Genomic DNA, 17,182 nt, shown 5'->3' on the forward strand with positions numbered 1-17,182 from the left:
AAGGCGGCCCCCGGGCCGCCTTTTTTGTTGCCCGATTTTCGGGGCTGGCTTAGCCTGCGGCAATTGTCGATTTCACGAGCGCATAGCCTTCGCACCATGACATTTTCGATCCGTGACGCCTCCCCCGCCGATCTTTCCACCATTACCGAAATCTACCGCGACAGCGTGCTGACCGGCACGGCGAGCTACGAGATCACTCCGCCGGACCTTACGGAAATGACCAGCCGGCATGCCGGTATAGTGGAGAAAGGCTATCCCTATATTGTCGCCGAGGCCGATGACGGCACGCTTCTCGGCTATGCCTATGCCTCGGCATTCCGCACCCGCCCCGCCTATCGCTGGCTGGTGGAGGATTCGATCTACTTGGCAAAGGAAGCCCAGGGAAAAGGCATCGGCAAGGCGCTGTTGAAAGAATTGCTTGCGCGTTGCGAGACACTCGGCTTCCGCCAGATGGTGGCGGTCATCGGCGGCGCGAGCCCCGCTTCGATCGCCGTCCACAAGAGCCTCGGCTTCGAACTGACCGGCACCCTCAAGGGCACCGGCTTCAAGCACGGCAGATGGCTGGATACGACGCTGATGCAGATCGCGCTTGGCGAGGGCAAGGAAACGGACCCGCATCTCTCCGCCTATCCCGGTTCGCTTTTCGTCGGATGACCGGGCACAAGCCCGTCAATCGACCAGCTTCAGTACTTTGTCGAAGACTTTCAGCACCTGCGGCAGTTCGTGACCGCGCTTCAGGATCATACCGTTGGTATTGACCACCGAATAGGCGCCCTGCTTCGCCGCCAGCTTCGGGTTCTTCTCGATCGTGAAGAGAGGCATTTCACCGGATCGCTTGAAGATGGAGAACACCGCCTTGTCCTTCATGTGATCGATGGCGTAGTCCTTCCACTCGCCTTCGCCCACCATCCGGCCATAGATCCATAGAATGGCATCGAGCTCCCGGCGGTGAAACGTCACCGGGATTGGATCGAGGTTCTGTCGATATTCGTTGAGACTGACGACGACGCCTGCGCCCTGCGCCTTTGCGCCCCTTGGCAAATCAGGTTGATCAGCCATCAAAGCTCCAATGGTTACATGTCGTTGGTATGACAGTGTGCCCCAGCGGGATAAAAATGCAAGCCTGCCGTTGCGGCTGTAACGCGCCGTCAAAAGCCCGCCGACATGAACCTTGCGGTTTTTTTGATCTGCCCAAATTCGGACAAAAGAGCGCCCAATTCGCCATCCATCTTGCGGTTGTTGGTTGGCGCGTCCTAGCGCCATTGGCCCGGTTTGGTGCATTGACCCTTACCCCCAGCCCCCAATGTTTCTGGGCCGGGCCATCAGCCAACGCGCTTCATCCAGACAAAGTACGGATCAGTTCTTCTTGCGGCCGGCCATCAGAACTGTGGCCCCGATTATGGCAGCAGGTTCGCCTCCTGGGCCAGAGGTCTGCAGCAAAATCGCGCAGCCGTCCTTCTTCGTCTTGCCGAGCGCCTTGCCCGGAAGCGTCAGCGTCATCTTCTTGCCGTTCCACATGCCAACCGACTGAACGTCATAAACGCTGTGCCAGTATTCCATGTTCTTGCCGCTGTTCTCGCCCTTTGTCACATCCACCATCTGGCGCTTGGTGAAATAGGCGACGACGACTTCCGCCTGGCCCTGCCCTTCGCCGATCTCGATCTCGATCTCGTCGCAGTGAATGGCTGCACCGATCGGCACGGTCAGTCCTTGGCCGCTCTTCTGCATGCCGTCGACCTTGGCGTTGACGACAGCTGTGTCGGTTCCCTTGACGTGCTCACGGCCGTTGATGATGGCCTGCGGCGTGTAGACGCCGCTGCGTCCCATCGTCTTGGCATAACCATACTGACGCTCGGTATTTTCCTTCGAGCTCAGCGTGTCGGTCCACCCGAGATAGTTCCAGTAGTCGACATGGTAAGAGAGGACCACCATATCGCCCTGCGCGACCAGCTGCGACAGAGCCGAATCTGCCGGCGGACACGAGGCACAGCCCTGGGAGGTGAAAAGCTCGATCACGCCTTTGGGCGTCCGCGTCTCGCCGGCGAATGCGGCACTGCTGACGAGCAGTCCCGCAAGGACGATCAGGGCGCGGAAGCAAAACGGCATGGGCAGCGGACCTCTTTTGGCAGGAGCAATCACAGGCATAGGCGACCAACGGGAGACAACAACTATCAGGCGGGCTGGCGGAAAGTAACCATCCACAATTTCAAGAGAAAGTCACGAACGGGTGAGATTGGTAAATGTGATCCTATCTCGATTTTCAAAGACAAATTTGCGGCTGTCACTCGATCTTGATCAGATCAGCTTGAGAATGCCTTGGGCAAGGTAGACGGCGCCGACGCCGGTCACGACCCAGCGGGTCCAGGAGCGGAAATTCGCATCCGTCATCTTCTGCAGAATGCCGTTACCGGCCAGCGCACCGAGGATGGCGATTGGAGCCGCAATCAACACGGCGATCATGTCCACCGTCGGCAGCTGCGAGGCGGCATCCCAATAGAAGGCGATCTTGGCGAGATGCGATAGCGTCTGGATCGAGGCCTTGGTAGCGATCACCTTGCGCCGGTCCATCTGGGTGCGGATGAAGAAGATGTCGACCGTCGGACCAGCAACACCGACGCTGATCGTCATGCCACCCGAAAGCAAGCCCGCCAGAAAAGCGTGCGAGGGACGGGAAGCGTCAAGCTGCAGCTTGCTGACCGGCAGCCAGACGAGGATCGGCATCAGACCGACACCGATCAAAACCACGATCAGGCTTGGCGTATAGTTGGTGATGAACAGGATGAGAGCGGATACCGCCACGCCCGAGCAGAGGATGGAGAGTATCTTCCAGTCGATATAGGCGCGGGAAAACCATGCCCGCGATCCGTTCGACACCATCTGGATGACACCCTGGATCGCGATTGCGGTGCCGACCGGATAGAGGAAGAGAAGCACCCAGAGCAGGATCAAACCGCCTGCCATGCCAAAGATGCCCGAGAGCAGCGACGTCAGAAAGACGGTGACTGCCATTCCGATAAAGATGATGAGGGACACGGGAGGAGAGCCTGAAAAGATGCGATGCGCTGCGGACTAGTCGGAAAGAGAAACGCCCGCCGGATGACCGGCGGGCGCTATGTGTGAGCCTTAAGCGGCGAGATCCCGCAGAACCGTCTGCAGGATGCCGCCATTGTTCATGTAGATGACCTCGTCCAGCGTATCGATGCGGCAGAGAATGTTGATCTCCTTCACCGTGCCGTCGCCGTAAGTGATCTTGGCCACCTTCCACTCGCGCGGCTTGATGTCGCCTTCCAGCCCCTCGATGGTGACCGTCTCGTCACCCTTGAGGTTGAGCGAAGCCCAGGTCGTACCCTCTTCGAAGACGAAGGGCACGACGCCCATGCCGACCAGGTTCGAACGGTGGATACGCTCGAAGGACTGGGCGATGACGGCCTTGACGCCGAGCAGGTTGGTACCCTTTGCCGCCCAGTCACGCGACGAGCCGTTGCCGTACTCGACACCGGCAAAGATGACGAGAGGCGTGCCCTCTTCCTTGTACTTCATGGCCGCATCATAGATCGACATCTCTTCCTTCGACGGATAGTGGATGGTGTAGCCACCTTCCTTGCCGTTCGGGCCGAGCATGTGGTTGCGGATGCGGATATTGGCGAAGGTGCCGCGCATCATCACTTCGTGGTTGCCGCGGCGCGTGCCGTACTGGTTGAAGTCCGCAACGGCGACACCGTTTTCCGTCAGATACGCGCCGGCTGGCGAGGACGCCTTGATCGAACCGGCCGGAGAAATATGGTCGGTGGTAATCTTGTCGCCGAAGAGACCCAGCACGCGGGCGCCCTTGATATCTTTCAAGCCGGAGCCCTTTTTGCCCATGCCGACGAAGTAAGGCGGGTTCTGCACATAGGTCGACTTGTCGTCCCAGGCATAGGTATCGCCATCTGGTATCTGCACGGCCTGCCAGTTTTCGTCGCCCTTGAAGACATCCGCGTATTTCGTTTCATAAAGCTCACGGGTGACGTATTTCTGGATGAAGTCCTGCACCTCGTGCGAGCTTGGCCAGATATCCTTTAGATAGACGAGCTTGCCATCCTTGTCCTCGCCGATCGGCTCATTTGTCAGGTCCTTCTGCACCGTTCCGGCGAGCGCATAAGCGACGACGAGCGGCGGCGAAGCAAGATAGTTGGCCTGGACGTCCGGCGAGATGCGGCCTTCGAAGTTACGATTACCCGAGAGAACACCCGAAACGATGAGCCCTTTGTCGTTGATCGTCTTGGAAATCGGCGCCGGCAGAGGACCGGAATTGCCGATGCAGGTCGTGCAGCCGAAACCGACGAGATTGAAGCCGAGCGCATCGAGATCCTTCTGCAGGCCCGACTTGGCGAGATATTCGCCGACCACCTGGGATCCCGGTGCAAGCGAGGTCTTCACCCATGGAGCCGTCTTCAGGCCCTTGGCAACGGCATTGCGGGCAAGCAGACCGGCGGCGATCAGCACGCTCGGGTTCGACGTGTTGGTGCAGGACGTGATGGCGGCAATCGCAACGTCGCCATGGCCGAGATCGAAATCGGCACCCTCGACCGGATAGCGGTTATCGAGTTGACCCGGCTTCTTGTAGTCGGCATCCATCGAGCCGGCGAAACCGGACGCGATGTTTTCCAGCGGAATGCGGCCTTCCGGACGCTTCGGTCCGGCCATCGACGGCACGACATCGCCGAGATCAAGCTCCAGCGTATCGGTGAAGACGAGGTCGGAACCATCGCCATCGCGCCACATGCCTTGAGCCTTTGAATAGGCCTCGACCAGCGCGATCCGGTCATGGGTGCGGCCGGACATGGTGAGATAGTTGATGGTTTCGCCGTCGACTGGGAAGAAACCACACGTCGCGCCGTATTCGGGACCCATATTGCCGATCGTCGCACGGTCGGCGAGCGGCATGTTGTCCATGCCCGGTCCGAAAAATTCGACGAATTTGGAAACCACGCCCTTCTTGCGCAGCATCTGCACGACGGTCAGAACAAGGTCGGTCGCGGTCACGCCTTCCTTCAGCCTGCCGGTCAGCTTGAAGCCGATGACTTCAGGCAGCAGCATCGAGACGGGCTGGCCGAGCATCGAGGCTTCCGCTTCGATACCGCCAACACCCCAGCCGAGAACGCCGAGACCGTTGATCATCGTCGTATGGCTGTCGGTGCCCACACAGGTATCCGGGTAGGCGACAGTCTCGCCGTCCTCTTCGTTGGTCCAGACGGTCTGGCCGAGATATTCGAGATTGACCTGGTGGCAGATGCCGGTGCCAGGAGGCACAACGCGGAAATTCTTGAACGCCTGCTGACCCCACTTGAGGAAGCGGTAACGCTCGCCGTTGCGCTGGTATTCCAGTTCGACATTGCGGGAAAATGCGGTCGGCGTGCCGAATTCGTCGACGATGACCGAATGGTCGATGACCAGATCAACGGGGACGAGCGGGTTGATCTTTTCCGGATCGCCGCCAAGCGACTTGATGCCGTCACGCATGGCGGCAAGGTCGACAACCGCCGGAACACCGGTGAAGTCCTGCATCAGGACACGGGCCGGGCGATAGGCGATTTCGGCCTCGGTCAGGCCCTTGTTGTTGAGCCATTCGGCGACCGAAAGGATTTGCTCCTTGGTAACGGACTGGCCGTCTTCGAAGCGAAGCAGGTTTTCAAGCAAAACCTTCATCGAGAAAGGCAGCTTGGAAACGCCGAGCAGGCCGTTCGCTTCGGCCTTCGGCAGGCTGTAATAGATATAGTCCTTACCGCCCACGGTAAGGACGGAGCGACATTGAAAGCTATCGATAGATTTGGTCACGGATTATAACCCCGCTGATATCAAGAGCCAACACGCGCGTGCGGACACCTATGCACTTTTAAGATGCACTATAGGATGCGGGTGCGACCATTTCCGCTGTCCGCACGAGAAGATTTTGGTCTTCAGGTCCGGCGCTGAGTGGAAATCACGCCGGCCGCTGGCGTGGTTGCCATGTATATAGATAGTTTCTAAGAACCCTTCCAGACCCTTTGTCGCAGGGCACGGCAGATTTTTTGCGGCTAGATATTGAAAACCCAAACAAGGTCCAGGCAATGCGGCTGACCGCCGAAGATTTGAGCGCCAGGCGCGGTGAAGATCTGATTTTCAAGGATATTTCCTTCACTCTAGGTGCAGGCGAAAGTCTTATCCTGACCGGCCGCAACGGCTCGGGCAAGTCGACCCTGCTGCGCACGGTCGCTGGCCTTCTGCGCCCGGAGAGCGGCCGTGTCACCTGGGTTTCCGAAGGTTCCGAACCCGGCATCCGCGCTGCCGAGGCCTGCCATTACCTTGGCCACCGCAACGCGATGAAGGCCGAGTTGTCGGTCTCCGAAAACCTCTGTTTCTGGAAGGAGTTTCTCGGCGACTTCGCGGGACATGCGGGATCGCCCTTCGGGAGCGTCTCCATCGGCGAGGCGGCGGAAGCTGTCGGCCTCGGCGGCATCACCCATCTGCCTTTCGGCTATCTTTCCGCCGGCCAGCAGCGCCGTATGGCCTTCGCCAAGCTGCTCGTCGCCTGGCGCCCGGTCTGGATCCTCGATGAACCGACGGCAGCGCTCGACGTGAGCGCCGAGAACGTCTTTACCGGGCTGATCAAGGATCATCTCGGCAAGGGCGGCATCGTGCTTGCCGCTACACACCAGCCGCTGGGTTTGGAGAATGCGCAGGAGCTGAAGATGATAGGGTTTGCGGGAGTAATGGAGGATGTGTGGTGATCGTTTGCACAACCGACCCCCCTCTGCCCTGCCGGGCATCTCCCCCACAGGGGGAGATTGGCCAGACGCAAGCTCAAAGGATCACCTTCACCTATCCGCAAAACGCACGACTTTTAAAGAAGCGAAGGTCAGGCCTGTTGTGATCTCCCTCCTTGTGGGGGAGATGCCCGGCAGGGCAGAGGGGGTAACTCCATCCACCAAGGCAGCAGTCCGACACCCACTGCAGGCAACGACAGCCGAAAGCCCACCCGATGACCGCCCTCCTCCTCCGCGACCTGAAACTCTCGGTGCGCGCCGGCGGCGGCGCGTTGATCGGCGTCTTGTTTTTCATGACCGTCGTCGCAGTCATCCCCTTCGGCGTCGGCCCCGATCTCAACCTTCTCTCCCGCATAGGCCCCGCCATCGTCTGGATCGGCGCGCTCCTGTCCGCCCTTCTCGGCCTCGACCGCATGTTCCAGACCGACCGCGAAGACGGTTCTCTCGACCTCATTCTCATGCAGGAGCATCCGCTGGCGCTGACGGTGCTCGTCAAATGCCTAGCGCACTGGCTGGGCAACGGCCTTCCGCTGGTCATCGCCTCGCCGCTTCTCGGCCTGTTCATGAACATGGACGAGGTGGCGATCGGCGCGACCATGCTGACGCTGCTCGTCGGCACGCCGGCGCTCACCTTCATCGGTGCGGTCGGCGCTGCCGTCGCCGTGGCGCTGCCGCGCGGCGGCCTGCTCGTCTCGATCCTCGTCCTGCCGCTTGCCGTTCCGGTATTGATCTTCGGCGTCAGCGCCTCCTATGCCGCCGTGCAGGATCCCGCCCCGTTTATGCCGCCTTTCCTGATATTGCTGGCCATCACGATGTTTTTTGCGGTAATCGGTCCGGCAGGCGCCGCTCTGGCTTTGAGAAATGCAGCCGATTGACTAGAAGCAAAGTCAACGGGCGGCTTGCCGAGTAAGAAGCCCCATCGAGTAGAAGATACGATGTCCGACAGTCTCGCGATCACCAAACTGAGCGATCTCGCCAACCCGACCCGGTTTTGGGCCTCGCCGCGCGCCTCCTGCCCTGGATGGCTGCGATCACCGCGATCCTGTTTGCGATCGGCCTTTACCTGAGCTTTTCCGGCGAAGGCGATTACCAGCAGGGCATGACAGTGCGCATCATGTATGTCCATGTGCCGGCCGCCTGGCTGTCGATGATGTGCTATACGGTGATGGCCCTGTCGGCGATCGGCACGCTTGTCTGGCGTCATCCGCTGGCGGATGTCTCCCACAAGGCCGCCGCGCCGCTCGGCGCCGCCTTCACCCTGGTTGCTCTTGCCACCGGCTCGCTCTGGGGCAAGCCGATGTGGGGCACATGGTGGGTATGGGATGCGCGCCTGACCTCCGTCTTCGTTCTCTTCCTGATGTATCTCGGCCTGATCGCGCTCAACCGCGCCATGGACGATCCGGGCAAGGCGGCGCGCGTTTCCGCCGTGCTGATCCTCGTCGGCTTCGTCAACATTCCGATCATCAAGTTTTCCGTCGACTGGTGGAACACGTTGCACCAGCCGGCCAGCGTCATCCGCATGGATGGCCCGACGATCGACCAGTCCTTCCTCTGGCCGCTGCTGATCATGGCGATTGCCTTTACCATGCTGTTCTTCACCCTGCATGTCGCCGCCATGCGCAACGAGATCTGGCGCCGCCGCGTCACAGCCCAGCGCCGCATGGCTGCCCGCATGGCCGGGAAAGAGGCTTGATATGACCCACCTCTTCTATATCAGCGCGTCCTATATCGTCGCCGGCATCGTCACGCTCTGTCTTACCGCCTGGGTGTGGCTGGATGGCCGCGCCCGGCAAAAGGAGCTGGCCGAACTCGAAGCCTCTGGCATCCGCCGACGCTCGGCGCGACCTGCGGCCCCCAATGAAACCGGAGGCGCGGCATGAGCACCGATGCCGACAATACCGAACTGAAGCCAAGCCGCAGCCGCGCCGCTACGCGCTGGCGCTCATTCCGCTTGCCGTCTTTGCGGGTTTCGCCACGATCGCCGGCAAGATGCTCTACGACCAGGACGTCAACGGGCTGGACGTCTCCGCCATCCCGTCTGCCCTGATCGGCAAGACCGCGCCATCACTGACGCTACCGCCGCTGGAAGGCTCCAATACCGCGGCGCTGAATGATGCTGCGATGAAGGGCAAGCTGACGCTGGTCAACGTCTTTGCCTCCTGGTGCGTGCCCTGCCGGCAGGAGCACCCGATCCTCAAGGAACTGGCGAACGACAGCCGCCTCAATATCGTCGGCATCAACTACAAGGACCGCAACGACAATGCGCTGCGTTTCCTTGGCGAACTCGGCAACCCTTACAAGGCGATCGGCATCGACCCGAACGGCAAGGCGGCAATCGACTGGGGCGTCTACGGCATTCCGGAAAGCTATCTCGTCGGCCCCGACGGCACGATCCTCTACAAGAAGGTCGGCCCCTTCGATGAGCGCAGCCTGACGCAGGACCTGATGCCGGCGATCGAGAAGGCTTCGGCCAAGGCCGGTTCTTAGGACACAACCCTAAGCGTCGGCGGACTATCCGGCGGCCTCTGACCTTCGCTGATCACCCGGTTGCGCCCGGCATTCTTCGCCACATAGAGGCAGGCATCCGCCCGCGCGATCGCGTCATGCACCGAATGGTCGCCAGGCGCCGTGGTCGAGACGCCGAAGCTCGCCGTGATCGAGCCCAGCACGCCCTGCCCGCTCCAGTCCAGCGCCTCGAAGGCGAGCCGAGCCTCCTCGGCCATGTCGGCCGCATCCGCGCGGCTGACATCCGGCAGGAAGGTAACGAATTCCTCGCCGCCGAAGCGCGCTATCGCCGACGCATTCTTGAAGCTCGCCTTTAGGCGCTCGGCAAAGCCGATGATGACGTGATCTCCGGCCGCATGACCGAACCGGTCGTTGACCTGCTTGAAATGATCGATATCGCCGATGATCACCGCACCGGCCGGGAAAGCCCCATCGACTGCCTGCGGCAGCGCCTGCTCGAAACCGCGCCGGTTGAGAAGATCGGTCAGCGGATCGTGTTCGGCGGCGCGTCGATGGCCGGTCACGACGTCCACCACGACAGAGCCAAGCACCGTCAGCGCCATGACGAAGCCGACGATGCTGGCGAAGACCTGCATCAGGAAGGCGTAGTCGGACACGAAAAATTGGTCGAGCGACGCGAAATCGCCGGCCGAGGTCGAAGCCAGCAGCACGGCGACCCGCACGACCGTCTCTGCGACCACAAGCGATGCCGTGCCGACCAGCATGCGGTCGATCGGGGAGCGGGCATGTTTCCACACGGCCACAATGGAGATGGCAAGCAGCACGGCCAGCGACGCATCGCCGATCGCGAGCTGCGACCTGAGATCTTCACGGACGACGATCAGCCAGCAGACAACGGCGAAGGCACCGATCGCGAACTCGAAGCGGGTCCAGAACCAGGTAGGGCGCTTGAAGCGGACAAGCAGCGCCTGGCCATAGGAGAAGAAAGCCGCAAAAAGAGCAGATTGGAAAAGATCGCCTGGATGGGAAACGGCAACCAGTAAGCCAGAAGAGGAAAGGCAAAGCCCAGTGCCGCGCAGATGTAACCGAGCCCCCAATAGCGGGCAGAGCCAGGAGACCAGCGATTGGCGATCAGGAAAATAGTGCCGAAAACAAAAAAGATGAACGGCAGCAAATAAGCAAAATTATCGGTCTGTTCCATCGGACCCTGCAGTGGAAGCCATCATGCTCCCATCGATATCAGCCGGTACTCCTAGGCTTGGAACCTTAACAATTTGACGTCAGCCGGAAGCGAAAACCCTTCATGAGCAAGCCTCAGCCGAGTGCACCCTGCCAGGTCCGGATCGCCTCCACCGGCCAGACGAGCATGAGCACGTTGAGGGTGAGATTATCGCGGATCAGCCAGCCGGTAAAAAGCTCGAAGCAGATGGCGATCACGACCGTGGCCCAGGCCGGCACGCGCGCAGCGAACAGAAAGCCGAGCGCCATGAACACCGTATCCATTGCCGAGTTCAGGATGCTGTCGCCGGAATAGCCGAGCGCCATCGTCGCCGTACGGTAGCGGTCAATGATCAAGGGCGAATTCTCTGCGATCTCCCAGGCAGCCTCGATCAGCACCGCGAGCGACAGGCGTGCCGAAAGCGGCGCACGGCGCAGGATGAGCCAGCCGAGCCCGTAGAACAGGAAGCCGTGGATGATGTGGGAGGGAGTGTACCAGTCGGCCAGATGCTGCGAATTGCCGGGAGAATTCACCCCCGGCTCGAACAGTTTTACATAACCGCATTCGCAGATCGGAATGCGGCCCATCGCATAGAGGATAACGATCTGGGCCAGGAAAAGAGCAAGCGCGACAACCAGCCAGCGCCGGGCGGAATGTGTCTCGCCCGGAATCAGGATCGTCACTTCTCACTCTCGACGACAGCTGCGTCCTGAACGGTGTGCCGCATGATCAGCGGCATCTGCGACAGCGTGAACAGGATGGTGATCGGCATCGTGCCCCAGACCTTGAAATTGACCCAGGTCTCGTCGGAGAAATTGCGCCAGACGACCTCGTTGAGGATGGCGAGAAAGAAGAAGAAGATGCCCCATCGCAGCGTCAGCTTTTTCCAGCCTTCGGCATCCAGCTGGAAAGCCGAATTGAAGACATAGCCGAGCAGCGACTTGCCGAAGAACAGACCGCCGAGCAGCAGCACGCCAAACAGCGTGTTGACGATGGTCGGCTTCATCTTGATGAAGGTCTCGTCCTGCAGCCAGATCGACAGCGATCCGAACACCAGCACCACGATGCCCGAGACGAAGGGCATGACCGGCAGGTGCTTGAAGACGATCTTGGAAATGATGAGCGAGATCACGGTCGCGACCATGAACAGTGCGGTGGCGATGAGCAGCGGGCCGCCGATCGCTGACAGCGCCGGAAACTTGCCGACCAGCCACTCGCCGCGCAGGTTGCCGAAGAAGAACACCAGAAGCGGGCCGAGCTCCAGCGCCATTTTCAGGCCGGGATGCTGCTTCTCTTCCTTGGTCGGCGTGGTATCGCTTTCGATCGTCTGCATGGGGTCCAACTTAGAATCTATGGTTGCGCGGAGCCAGATCGTCTTTCTGTGTCATCAATGCGGCGCGGGCGCGAGCCCAGCAATCGCTTCGGCAAAATCCTTCGCCTCGAAGGGCTCAAGATCATCAACGCCCTCGCCGACGCCGATGAAATAAACGGGCAGTCTGTGCTTGGCAGCGATGGCGACCAGAATGCCGCCCCGCGCCGTGCCGTCCAGCTTGGTCATGATCAGCCCGCTGACGCCAGCGACATTGCGGAAGATTTCCACCTGGTTCATCGCGTTCTGCCCGGTCGTCGCATCGAGCGTCTGCAGCACGGTATGTGGCGCATCGGGATCGAGCTTGCCGAGAACGCGGACGATCTTTTCCAGTTCCGCCATCAGCTCCGCCTTGTTCTGCAGACGACCGGCCGTGTCGATGATCAGGACGTCGGATTTCTTTTCCTTCGCCTGCACATAGGCATCATAGGCGAGACCCGCCGCATCCGCGCCGAGCTTGGTGCCGATGAATTCGGAATTGGTGCGATCAGCCCAGATCTTCAGCTGTTCGATGGCAGCGGCCCGGAACGTATCGCCGGCGGCCAGCATGACCTTGAGGCCCGAACCCGAAAGCTTCGCCGCCAGCTTGCCGATCGTCGTCGTCTTGCCGGTACCGTTGACGCCGACGACGAGGATGACATGCGGCTTGTGATTGAGGTCCAGCTGCAGCGGCTTTGCGACCGGCGCTAGAACCTTGGTGATTTCCGCCGACATGATGCGCGACACATCTTCGCCGGTCACATCCTTGCCGTAGCGTTCGGAAGACAGCGTGCCGGTAATCCGCATCGCCGTCTCGACGCCGAGATCGGCCTGGATCAGCAAGTCTTCGAGGTCTTCCAAGGTTTCGTCGTCGAGCTTGCGCTTGGTGAACAGTGCCGCGATCTGGCCAGTGAGCTGCGACGAGGTGCGCGCAAGGCCCGCGCGCAGGCGCTGGAACCAAGTCAGTTTTGCCGGTGGCACGACGGCTGCGACTTCCGGCTCGGATTTCGAGGTGGAGAAGCCCTTCGGGAGGACGGGCTCTGCGATTTCATTGGATACGGTTTCGCTCGCACTTGGAGCACTACCCCCTCTGTCCTGCCGGACATCTCCCTCACAGGGGGAGATCGGCAAGGGGCTCGCGCTCTGCCCGACCTCAGACGAAGTACCCGCCGATATACCGTCGCGATCAAACGATGCATCGCCGCTTACTGCGGACCTGCCCGAGGGATCGCGCGTCTCCTCCGCGTCTTCTCCAGCCTCCGCACCCAGGCCAGATGCAGCCGGCAATGGCGCATCCGTGATCTCCCCCTGTGGGGGAGATGCCCGGCAGGGCAGAGGGGGTGTTTCCGCGGAAGGGGCCGTCTCGGCTTCAGCCTCGGCCTCCAGCAAGGAGAGCGGCACGACGCCAAGCTCCGACGTCTCCTCGACACCGGGAAGAACCGCAGCGGCCTCATCATCATCCGCCGTATCTTCGGCAACATCATCCGAAGGCCCGCCGGCTGTTTCCATTTCCACTGGCGTCACCGGATCAACCGGCGCGATCGGCAGATCCTCGTCCCGAGGCTTCGGCTCCAGCTCGGCCTGGACGGCAGCGGCTTCCGGCGCCGGCTTGGCCACCTGTTCCGCAACGGGCGTCTCCGTCGGTTTCTCGACGGGCTTGTCGCCGAAGGTGAAGACGCGTTTGATGAAGCTTACCATTACTTACAATCCGTTTCGGTCAGGCCGCCTGCTCGTGGGCAGCCATCACCCGCATGTCGAGATATTTGCCGTTATGTCCTGTAATCATAACGCGCTGAATGTCACGGGGAACCAGCCCCGGCGCTGCAACCAGCGAAAAGTTTTCCGTATGCGCCATGCCGTTGTTTTCAACGACGATCACCTGCTCGGTGCCGATCATCCGTTCGAGATGCGCATGATGCAGCGCCTCGCCGCGCGCACGAAGCCTCGCTGCGCGCTCCTTCACCAGCGCGCGACCCACCTGCGGCATGCGCGCTGCCGGTGTGCCGGGACGCGGGCTGTAGGGGAAGACATGCAGAAAGGAGATACCGGCCTCTTCCGCCAGCGTCGCCGCACCTTCGAACATATCTTCCGTCTCCGTCGGGAAACCTGCGATCATGTCGGCACCGAAAGTGATCCCGGGCCGCAGCCGCCGCGCCTGTTCGACGAAGGCCAGCGCCTCGGCACGACTGTGACGACGCTTCATCCGCTTCAGGATCATGTCGTCGCCATGCTGCAGCGATAGATGCAGATGCGGCATGAAGCGCGGCTCGTCGGCGATGAGGTCCCAGAGATGATTGTCCGCCTCGATGCTGTCGATCGAAGACAAACGTAGGCGCAGGATGTCCGGCACCTGCCTCAGCAATGTCTTGGCGAGATAACCCAATGTCGGCTGGCCCGGCAGATCCGCACCGTAGCTCGTCGCATCGACACCGGTCAGCACGATTTCGCGATAGCCGCTCTCCGTCAGCCTGCGGGCCTGCTCCACGACGGCGCCCATTGGCACCGAGCGGGAATTGCCGCGGCCATAGGGAATGATGCAGAAGGTGCAGCGATGGTCGCAGCCGTTCTGCACCTGGATGAAGGCGCGCACATGCCCGTCGATATGCTTGACCATCTGCGGCGCGGTCGCCCTGACGCTCATGATGTCGTTGACGCGCAGCTTTTCTTCCGCCGAAACGCCGAAATCCGGCAGGCCGCGATAGGAGGTGCTCTTCAGCTTCTCCTCGTTGCCGAGGACAGCATCCACTTCCGCCATGTCCGCAAAAGTCTGTTTTTCCGTCTGCGCCGCGCAGCCGGTGACGATGATGCGCGCATGCGGGTTTTCCCGCCTTGCCCGGCGGATCGCCTGGCGTGCCTGGCGCACGGCCTCGCCGGTGACGGCGCAAGTATTGACCAGCACGGCATTGTTGAGCCCCGCCTTTTCGGCTTCGGCCCGCATCACTTCCGATTCATAGGTATTGAGCCGACAGCCGAAGGTTATGACTTCGACGCCACTCAATTGACCTTCACCTCTGGCTCTTCGTCACGGAAAAAGGCGCCGGTCTCGGGATCGACCTTGCCCGACCATTCCCATTCGGCCGGGCCGGTCATGACGACATGATCGTCTTCCCGCCAGTCGATGACGAGCGGCTGGCGCGTGGGTGCCGTGGCGACATCGATCGTGACCTTGCGGCCCGTGCGGCCGGTGCGGGCGGCGGATACGGCAGCGGCGCAGGCGGCGGAACCGCAGGCAAGCGTCAGGCCCGCACCACGCTCCCATGTGCGGGTGCGCAACGAGTCACCCGATGTGACCTGCGCAAGCGTGATATTAGCCTTTTCCGGGAACATCGGATGGTTTTCCAGCATCGGGCCGAAACGCTCGAGGTCGAAATTCATCGGATCCTTGTCGACCCAGAAGATCGCATGCGGGTTGCCCATCGACATCGCGGCTGGCGAATGCAGGATCGGCTTGTCGATCGGCCCTATCTGCAGCTCGATGCGGCTGGTGTCGAAAAATTCTTCGGCGAGCGGGATCTTGTCCCAGGCAAACACCGGCTTGCCCATGTCGACGGAAATCGTACCGTCCTCGTGTTCCTGCGCGTTGAGGATGCCCGCGACGGTCTGGAAGGTGAAGGTCTTGCGGCCCGTCTCGGAGGCCAGCGCCTGCACCACGCAGCGCGTGCCGTTGCCGCAGGCCTGCGCCTTGGTGCCGTCGCAGTTCAGGATGTCGATCCAGGCATCAGTGCCTTCAGCCTTCGGTTCATGGATCGCCATGATCTGGTCGAACTGGGTCGCGGGATCGGCATTGAGCGCGATCGCTGCCTGAGCCGTCACCTTGTCGGTACGACCGCGCATATCGACGACCAGGATCTTGTTGCCAAGCCCGTTCATGCGCGCGAATTCGACCTGTCCTGCCATGATGCTGATCCACATGCGGGCGCCAAACCAACAATGGCCCGCTTCTTCAAGGCGTATATGGCCGAAAGTGCCACAAATTACCAGTGCCGGTACATGGCCCTAAAGATTGGCGCGCCGCCCCGTCGCGTGTTAGGGGAGCCGCAAAAAGAGGCTTTGATCATGCTCCCCTGGGTTCAACTGGACAGCGCGAAGATACCGGACGATGGCGGCGAGCTGCGGCTGAAGCAGCGCGGCCAGGAATTTTCCATCATGCTCGGATCGAACGAGCTGATGAACAGCCGGCTGAGCGGATCCGAAGAAGCGCTTGCCACGCTATCCTGGGAAAAGATCAAGGATCGCCCCAAGCCATCCATCCTGATCGGCGGGCTTGGCATGGGTTTCACCCTGCGCGCCGCACTTTCGATTCTGCCACCGGAAGCCACCGTCACCGTCGCCGAACTGGTTCCAGCCGTCGTCCGGTGGGCGCGCGGACCGATGGCGGAAGTATTCAAGGGTTGCCTCGACGACCCGCGCACGAAAATCTATCAGGGTGATGTCGGCGAGCCCATCCGCGGATCGAAGAGCATGTTCGACGCCATCCTGCTCGATGTCGACAACGGTCCGGACGGATTGACGCGGGAGAGCAACGACGCGCTTTATAATACGCGCGGTTTGCGCACTGCCCATCAGGCACTACGCCCGGGCGGCGTCCTGTCGGTATGGTCATCCGGCCCGGACAGTGCCTTCACGAAACGCCTCGACAACTGCGGTTACGACACCGAAGTCGTAAACACCCGGGCGAATGGCAAGCGTGGTGCAAAACATGTAATCTGGGTAGCGACGAAACGCTGAAGCGCCCCGTCAAAAAGGCTTAGCCGAAAATCTCTTCGACCAGACCATGCACGCGGCGGAACGCGGCCTTGGCGCCTTCCGCTGCTTCCAACTCTTCGGCCTCGGTCAGCGGCAGGTCGTTATAGGCAGCGACGAAATTGCGCCAATGCAGGCCGCGGCCATCCGGATGGCCGGCAAGGTGGCGGGCACCGAAATCATCCGACAGGCCAATCTTGGCCGCTTCCTTGCGCAGGAAGGCAGCACCGAGATTTGAGCCTTCAGCGACATAGACCCAGCCGAGCGCTGCGGCCGGGCTCAGCGGACCGGTGGTCGAACGCAGATCATCCGCCACGCCGCCGAGATCCAGCACATCCTGCCGCAACGCTTCCAGACGGCAGCGGTCGGCGAGGCCCGGCAGGATACGATTGAGTTCGGCGGATGCATAAAGCGGCGCCACATCGGCGTGGAAATTGTGCTGAACGTCGAGGAAAAGAGCATAGCGCTCGCGGCTGGCGAATGGTTCCGCCCGCATGATGCGCTTGTCGAGCGTGTCATGGGTGCCGGTCGTCAACGCCTTCAGGCGCTGGATGCGGGTGGCTTCCGTCGGACGTTCGAGCTCGATCTGCATTTCTTTCCTCACACACTCATGTTTTCCCA

Annotated in this window: 17 protein-coding genes and 1 pseudogene; 7 read left to right on the top strand and 11 right to left on the bottom strand. The window is 61.1% G+C overall.

Annotated elements, in window-relative coordinates; genetic code table 11:
• Positions 1 to 96 precede the first annotated feature (96 nt).
• Positions 97 to 654, top strand: coding sequence for a GNAT family N-acetyltransferase (locus N7E02_RS13255; RefSeq protein WP_286582418.1), 558 nt, complete (start codon positions 97 to 99; stop codon positions 652 to 654).
• A 15-nt stretch (positions 655 to 669) separates the two neighbouring features.
• Here N7E02_RS13255 and N7E02_RS13260 read toward each other — a convergent pair whose 3' ends face one another.
• The 4 genes from N7E02_RS13260 to acnA all read right to left on the bottom strand — a co-directional run bounded on the left by N7E02_RS13260 (position 670) and on the right by acnA (position 5,817).
• Positions 670 to 1,059 carry a DUF2794 domain-containing protein gene (locus N7E02_RS13260; RefSeq protein WP_286583808.1) on the bottom strand — a complete coding sequence of 130 codons (390 nt, stop codon included), beginning with the start codon at positions 1,057 to 1,059 and terminating at the stop codon, positions 670 to 672.
• Positions 1,060 to 1,356: 297 nt separating this feature from the next.
• Complete coding sequence (locus tag N7E02_RS13265; protein WP_286582420.1) at positions 1,357 to 2,106, bottom strand: DUF1223 domain-containing protein; 750 nt, start codon at positions 2,104 to 2,106, stop codon at positions 1,357 to 1,359.
• Positions 2,107 to 2,295: 189 nt separating this feature from the next.
• Positions 2,296 to 3,033 carry a sulfite exporter TauE/SafE family protein gene (locus N7E02_RS13270; RefSeq protein ID WP_286582421.1) on the bottom strand — a complete coding sequence of 246 codons (738 nt, stop codon included), beginning with the start codon at positions 3,031 to 3,033 and terminating at the stop codon, positions 2,296 to 2,298.
• Between the two features lie 90 nt (positions 3,034 to 3,123).
• On the bottom strand, positions 3,124 to 5,817 hold the full coding sequence (gene acnA, locus N7E02_RS13275; protein ID WP_286582423.1) for an aconitate hydratase AcnA: 2,694 nt from the start codon (positions 5,815 to 5,817) through the stop codon (positions 3,124 to 3,126).
• Between the two features lie 272 nt (positions 5,818 to 6,089).
• Between acnA and ccmA the strand changes: the two genes are divergently transcribed.
• The 5 genes and pseudogenes from ccmA to N7E02_RS13300 all read left to right on the top strand — a co-directional run bounded on the left by ccmA (position 6,090) and on the right by N7E02_RS13300 (position 9,272).
• Positions 6,090 to 6,749, top strand: a complete 660-nt coding sequence (ccmA, locus tag N7E02_RS13280; protein WP_286582424.1) for a heme ABC exporter ATP-binding protein CcmA — start codon at positions 6,090 to 6,092, stop codon at positions 6,747 to 6,749.
• A 251-nt stretch (positions 6,750 to 7,000) separates the two neighbouring features.
• A complete protein-coding gene (ccmB, locus tag N7E02_RS13285) occupies positions 7,001 to 7,660 on the top strand; it encodes a heme exporter protein CcmB (protein WP_092999586.1) in 660 nt (219 codons plus the stop codon).
• Between the two features lie 60 nt (positions 7,661 to 7,720).
• Positions 7,721 to 8,478 (top strand): annotated as a pseudogene (locus N7E02_RS13290) (heme ABC transporter permease).
• A gap of 1 nt (position 8,479) precedes the next feature.
• Complete coding sequence (ccmD, locus tag N7E02_RS13295; protein ID WP_286582426.1) at positions 8,480 to 8,665, top strand: heme exporter protein CcmD; 186 nt, start codon at positions 8,480 to 8,482, stop codon at positions 8,663 to 8,665.
• The gene (locus N7E02_RS13300) at positions 8,643 to 9,272 is read left to right on the top strand and encodes a DsbE family thiol:disulfide interchange protein (protein ID WP_286582428.1); all 630 of its coding nucleotides are present in this window, start codon (positions 8,643 to 8,645) and stop codon (positions 9,270 to 9,272) included. The genes ccmD and N7E02_RS13300 overlap by 23 nt, the downstream gene beginning before the upstream one ends.
• Here N7E02_RS13300 and N7E02_RS13305 read toward each other — a convergent pair.
• The 6 genes from N7E02_RS13305 to dapF all read right to left on the bottom strand — a co-directional run bounded on the left by N7E02_RS13305 (position 9,269) and on the right by dapF (position 15,715).
• Positions 9,269 to 10,348, bottom strand: a complete 1,080-nt coding sequence (locus tag N7E02_RS13305; RefSeq protein WP_353622884.1) for a GGDEF domain-containing protein — start codon at positions 10,346 to 10,348, stop codon at positions 9,269 to 9,271. The two genes, N7E02_RS13300 and N7E02_RS13305, sit on opposite strands and share 4 nt — an antisense overlap.
• Before the next feature lie 217 nt (positions 10,349 to 10,565).
• Positions 10,566 to 11,144, bottom strand: a complete 579-nt coding sequence (locus N7E02_RS13310; RefSeq protein WP_374730721.1) for a DUF2585 domain-containing protein — start codon at positions 11,142 to 11,144, stop codon at positions 10,566 to 10,568.
• Between the two features lie 5 nt (positions 11,145 to 11,149).
• On the bottom strand, positions 11,150 to 11,803 hold the full coding sequence (locus N7E02_RS13315) for a septation protein A (RefSeq protein ID WP_286582430.1): 654 nt from the start codon (positions 11,801 to 11,803) through the stop codon (positions 11,150 to 11,152).
• Positions 11,804 to 11,857: 54 nt separating this feature from the next.
• A complete protein-coding gene (gene ftsY / locus N7E02_RS13320; protein WP_286582432.1) occupies positions 11,858 to 13,516 on the bottom strand; it encodes a signal recognition particle-docking protein FtsY in 1,659 nt (552 codons plus the stop codon).
• A gap of 19 nt (positions 13,517 to 13,535) precedes the next feature.
• Positions 13,536 to 14,816, bottom strand: coding sequence for a tRNA (N(6)-L-threonylcarbamoyladenosine(37)-C(2))-methylthiotransferase MtaB (gene mtaB, locus N7E02_RS13325; protein ID WP_286582433.1), 1,281 nt, complete (start codon positions 14,814 to 14,816; stop codon positions 13,536 to 13,538).
• Positions 14,813 to 15,715, bottom strand: a complete 903-nt coding sequence (dapF, locus tag N7E02_RS13330; RefSeq protein ID WP_286582435.1) for a diaminopimelate epimerase — start codon at positions 15,713 to 15,715, stop codon at positions 14,813 to 14,815. The genes mtaB and dapF overlap by 4 nt, the downstream gene beginning before the upstream one ends.
• A gap of 159 nt (positions 15,716 to 15,874) precedes the next feature.
• On the opposite strand from dapF, the gene N7E02_RS13335 reads away from it, so the two are divergent.
• A complete protein-coding gene (locus tag N7E02_RS13335; protein ID WP_286583811.1) occupies positions 15,875 to 16,546 on the top strand; it encodes a spermidine synthase in 672 nt (223 codons plus the stop codon).
• Between the two features lie 19 nt (positions 16,547 to 16,565).
• Here the strand turns inward: N7E02_RS13335 and N7E02_RS13340 are convergent, their stop codons facing one another.
• Positions 16,566 to 17,153, bottom strand: a complete 588-nt coding sequence (locus N7E02_RS13340) for a biliverdin-producing heme oxygenase (RefSeq protein WP_286582437.1) — start codon at positions 17,151 to 17,153, stop codon at positions 16,566 to 16,568.
• Positions 17,154 to 17,182 lie beyond the last annotated feature (29 nt).

Origin of the sequence: Terrirhizobium terrae, assembly GCF_030323265.1 — a bacterium.
Lineage (GTDB): Bacteria > Pseudomonadota > Alphaproteobacteria > Rhizobiales > Rhizobiaceae > Neorhizobium.